The organism is Fulvivirga aurantia (assembly GCF_009711475.1).
Lineage (GTDB): Bacteria > Bacteroidota > Bacteroidia > Cytophagales > Cyclobacteriaceae > Fulvivirga > Fulvivirga aurantia.
The window spans coordinates 1-4,509 of the sequence record NZ_SMMD01000600.1 but is presented as its reverse complement, the minus strand read 5'-3'; the positions used below and the strand labels follow the sequence as shown (position 1 = coordinate 4,509).

Here is a 4,509-nt window from a genome sequence, read left to right as displayed (position 1 = left end):
TTTTAACTCTCTCCTTCATTCTTTTTTCATCAATAGCTATTTGTCAAACAACAGTAGGTCTACGAGGCGGGCTCAATTTAGCTAATTTGTATTCTACAGATGGTGAAACATCAGCATCAGGTGATCTAATGACTGCATTTCACGGAGGCATCTATATTGAAAATAAGCAGTCTATGGAGTATGCATTGCAATATGAATTCATTTTATCTCAGCAAGGCACAAGCTTTGATGTGGGATCAAGAGAGATTAAACAGCAATTGTATTATTTAAACATTCCATTTTTGTTTAAATATTTACCAAACAAACTAGTAGGTCTTTATGCCGGACCACAGCTTGGTATTTTGGTGGCAACCAATAAAATCGATGGTCAAGACTTCAAAGAAGCTATGAAGCCAATAGATTTTGCTGCTGTATTCGGTCTAGAATTTGACCTTAAACAAATTAAAATAGGCGGTAGATATAACCTTGGATTATCCAACATCGATGACACTGAATTTGCAGATACATATGATATCAGAACAAATAACAGGGTAACTCAAATTTACTTAGCTGTACCGTTTAATAATTGATCAAACTAACTCGTATAACATTCCCTTGAGCAGTGGTAGCAGCCATTGGCTTGAGGGAATTTTTCTTTTGCCGCAGATAGCGCTGCATAACAATTGTTAAAGTTTCCCAGCTCTATTCTATTCTCCTTATCAGGCAACCAACTACAGCCGATTTTGTGTACCTCGTGGTCGCCATTATTTTGCTCGTTTTTGTTGATGTAGTAAATAGCCATTGGTTTGCGATTTGGTTCAATAAACCAACAGGCCTATTTTAGGGATTGTTTACATCAATCGCTCTGTCCACTCTCTTAACCTGTTAGAAAAGCCCCATTCGTTATCAAACCACAGCATCAACTTGGCATGCCCATTCATAATGTGACTAAAACCACTGTCAATAATCAAAGAATGACTGTCGTGCAATACATCTGAAGAAACGATCGGGTCTGCAGTAATATCCATAATGCCGTTAAGATCGGTATCCGCGACCTGTTTGAGATGCTCCATGAGTTCTTCAGAACTGGCTGGCGGATTATCTAAAGTCATAGTAAGATCTGTAAGTACGCCACAAGGTATCGGCACCCTTGATGTAATGGACTTGATCTTATCTTTCATGACTGGAAAAAGCCTTTCCAGACTTAAATCAAGGTTTATATCTAAAGGAATAATGTTATCTGCCGATGCTCTGCTTCGTCTTATCTCAGGGTAGTAAGAGTCGAGAATATTCTGACGAGCCGAATATGCGTGAATCACATTGAGATAGATCGATTGAGGCTTAAAGTCAGCTAAGGCCTTAACCAATGGTGCGGTGCCATTTACGGTGCAGCTGCCAATAGAAAAAACCTCTTCGTTCTTATAATCGCTGTGATTTACTCCTAAAATATAAAGCGGGACGTGCTCACCCCCGGTGGTAGTAAGTATAGCTTTTTTAGCACCTGCTGCTATATGACCTTGCAGGCTCTCCTTCTTGGTAAAAACTCCGGTAGATTCTACAGCAATGCTTACTTCTGACTCCGCCCAGGGAATCTCTTTGGGTTCAGATTTATCGTAGACCAGTATTTCATGATCATCAACCGATATTCCTCGTTCTGTAGACTGTATTTTGACTGGAAATTTGCCCCTCACTGTATCGAATTGCAATAGGTAGATCAAATGCTCTTTTGGCATTATATCATTTATTGCTGCAAGGCTTTTTAGCTTACCGTTTTGGTGTAAAACTCTAAAGAAGGTGCGACCAATTCGGCCCATTCCATTGATTCCAATCATACCATTTCTCATTGTCCGCGGCAAATATCGGCAAACACAATGAGAATGTGGTCACACATCAAAAGTCACTGACTGGCTCGTTTGCAAAAGATGAGCCATGTGGGGTAAACGAAGCTCTCATCAACACTCACCCACTCACCACGCCAGTTATAACCTTGCTCAGAAATGTCTGTAAAAGTAAGTCTGTAATAACCATCGGTGCCGTTGGGTGCTTTTTGAGGTCTGTATAAAACTATATCATTTTCCTTTTTACCACCCTCCCACACACTTGGCAAGGGACTGGCTACAGAGGAGCTGTAAAAAGTAACATACCACTTAGCACTATCTGCATTATACTGCCTGATACTACTCGTATGTAGTCCGTCATATTTCAGTGTCTCGTCCTGTACAGCCATTCCATTCATAAAATACTTAAACCTCCATATCATGTCTACGCTGTCTTTTTTCCATTCTCCCTGAGCATTTCGAGTCAGCGATTTACAATCACACTCACCGATTAAAGCGGAAAAATCTGCGGTCTCAGACGGTGCTTTTGGATTTAACCTACCAAAAGGGTATGTCTCAGACGGCTCGTATTCAAAATCTGATGTGTTAAACTGACTCACTGCCATTTGGTAACTTAAAAGACATAGAATCACAATACTTAAAGTTTTATACCGCATACCTACTTTTTTACTGTTCAATATAGTGTAATTAAATGAGTATGCTCTACCGCCATTTGGGGGAGGTATTTGATGGCCACCCTGTCTTCTTTAATATCCAGTTTCTTATATTTATGATCGCTGTCAGACATCTGAAAATTTATCATCAATGAGGTTATCACTTGTAGCACTTCTAATTTGCATCGCACCCCACGTTATCGCACAAGAGTTTGTTTTTAATTTACCACAACTAGAAAGCTGGTATGAGGTGGCAGAAGGAGATACTCTTTCTTATCAATTTGAGATAATAAATCGTGACACGGTAGATTTTCAATACAGGCTTTCTCACGATACCAATATTACATTTGACTCTACAGGTTATTTTCGATGGATCCCTGATTATGATATGGTTAGTCGGGTTGAGGAAAGCACACAAATAAGTGTGCTATTGGAAGCTTTTAACCAAGACCATAAAATCAGTAAAGAATTACAGTTTACCGTTTTGCATAAGAACAGGCCTCCAATTATCGAAAGCCTGCCTGTTTTTTATGTAAAGCAATACACAACCAACGAGTTTAATCTAAATCAACTTGATCAGATCAAAGACCCTGATGAGGACCCTATTGTATTTAAAGAAATACCGGGTTCTATGCCTCAGGGAGCAAGTTTATCTGCACTGGGCACCTTCAAGTGGCAGCCATCACGATTACAGTTTAGACAGCTAAGCAAGGCGTCTATCTCTGTAGAGTTTATTGTGCAGGACCAACCTGAGAAAACTGAAACAAAGGGTTCATTTGAAATAGCGCCTACGCAACTAGATCTTCCGCCTGAAATATTGATCGTGCCTTCAGATTCTATAATTAGTGGTTCTGAAGATGATGTGATTAACCTCAGCTTATACATTACCGATCCTAATGGTGATGATAACATCATGGATGTTGGTTTTGTAAGTAACAATGCTGAGATTCCTAAAGAAGCACTAATCAAAAATACTGACACACAGTGGGAGTTTAAATGGACGCCTGGATATGATTTTCTTGATGAAACAGGAAAAACAGATACGATTGCTCTTACTTTCTTTGCGATTGACAAAACCAGAAAGGAGAATGACAAAACTGTTTTCTTAAGTATAAAAGACGCAGAAAATATTGAGAAAAAGGATGAGCGCCTGTTTGCCAAATACAGGCTCATCTTGCTAAGAACTATGAATCTGATTGACCAACTAGACGAAAATCAGAAAAAGCTGAACAAGCAGTTGAAGAAAGCCAAAAAAGGAAAAAAGAACAGGGCCATCGTCAATGCCTCACTGGGTGCTGTAACAGGTGTTTCTCCGCTGTTCATCAAAGACGACTCCAAAGATTACGTCACAGGTATTGGAGGCACTGCTGTACTTACATTAGGTACTTTAGAAGCTACTGAAGTGATGGGTAGGTCTAAAGACGATATACTCGACAGGCTAAAAATTAATATCGACATCCGTAATAAACTGCAGGAAGAAGGTGATCGATTTGCCAGAAAGTACGCGCTAAAAACCAAGAGGAGAAACACGGAGTTTAATACTGATATAGACAAGCTCAAGCTTGAGCTCAACAATAAGAAGCTAATCCTTCTGGAGCTACCGGCCGACTGGGAAAATAGTAGAAACCCAACGGATAAAAATTTAAGAAAAACTTTCCCTGATTTTAACAATGAAGGCTTTGAAGAGTAATTATTTCCTGACCATAATTTGCCTGGTCATATTTACATCGTTGGCAAATAGCCAGCAAAAGAAGGTTTGCATTACAATTGATGACCTACCATTTGTAAGCTATCGCAGTTTTAATATCGACTTTGTAAAACAGCAAACCGATAGCCTCATAAAGACTTTGGTAAAGTATGATGTCCCTGCGATTGGCTATGTAAATGAATCGAAATTATATGAAAGCCAGAAATTAGATTCGGGAAGAGTAGCCTTACTAGAAATGTGGCTCTCAAATGGCTTGGAGTTGGGTAACCATACTTTTAGCCATCCCAACTACCACCTAACAAGTTACGAGCAGTTTACACAAGATATATTG

The 4,509-nt window shown here is 39.4% G+C and carries 6 protein-coding genes; 3 read left to right on the top strand and 3 right to left on the bottom strand.

What is annotated here, in order from left to right:
* The coding region (locus E1176_RS05420) for an outer membrane beta-barrel protein (protein WP_155209550.1) at positions 1 to 569 on the top strand (569 nt) is incomplete at its 5' end.
* Positions 570 to 574: 5 nt separating this feature from the next.
* On the opposite strand, the gene E1176_RS05415 is transcribed toward E1176_RS05420, so the two are convergent.
* The 3 genes from E1176_RS05415 to E1176_RS05405 all read right to left on the bottom strand — a co-directional run bounded on the left by E1176_RS05415 (position 575) and on the right by E1176_RS05405 (position 2,473).
* On the bottom strand, positions 575 to 781 hold the full coding sequence (locus tag E1176_RS05415; protein WP_155209549.1) for a hypothetical protein: 207 nt from the start codon (positions 779 to 781) through the stop codon (positions 575 to 577).
* A 49-nt stretch (positions 782 to 830) separates the two neighbouring features.
* A complete protein-coding gene (locus tag E1176_RS05410) occupies positions 831 to 1,811 on the bottom strand; it encodes a type I glyceraldehyde-3-phosphate dehydrogenase (protein ID WP_185152646.1) in 981 nt (326 codons plus the stop codon).
* Between the two features lie 65 nt (positions 1,812 to 1,876).
* On the bottom strand, positions 1,877 to 2,473 hold the full coding sequence (locus E1176_RS05405) for a hypothetical protein (RefSeq protein WP_155209551.1): 597 nt from the start codon (positions 2,471 to 2,473) through the stop codon (positions 1,877 to 1,879).
* Between the two features lie 148 nt (positions 2,474 to 2,621).
* Between E1176_RS05405 and E1176_RS05400 the strand changes: the two genes are divergently transcribed.
* Positions 2,622 to 4,160: a hypothetical protein gene (locus tag E1176_RS05400; protein WP_155209547.1), complete on the top strand. Its 1,539-nt coding sequence runs from the start codon at positions 2,622 to 2,624 to the stop codon at positions 4,158 to 4,160.
* Positions 4,141 to 4,509 (top strand): polysaccharide deacetylase family protein (locus E1176_RS05395; protein WP_155209546.1); only part of this gene is annotated, 369 nt, incomplete at its 3' end. The genes E1176_RS05400 and E1176_RS05395, both read left to right, overlap by 20 nt.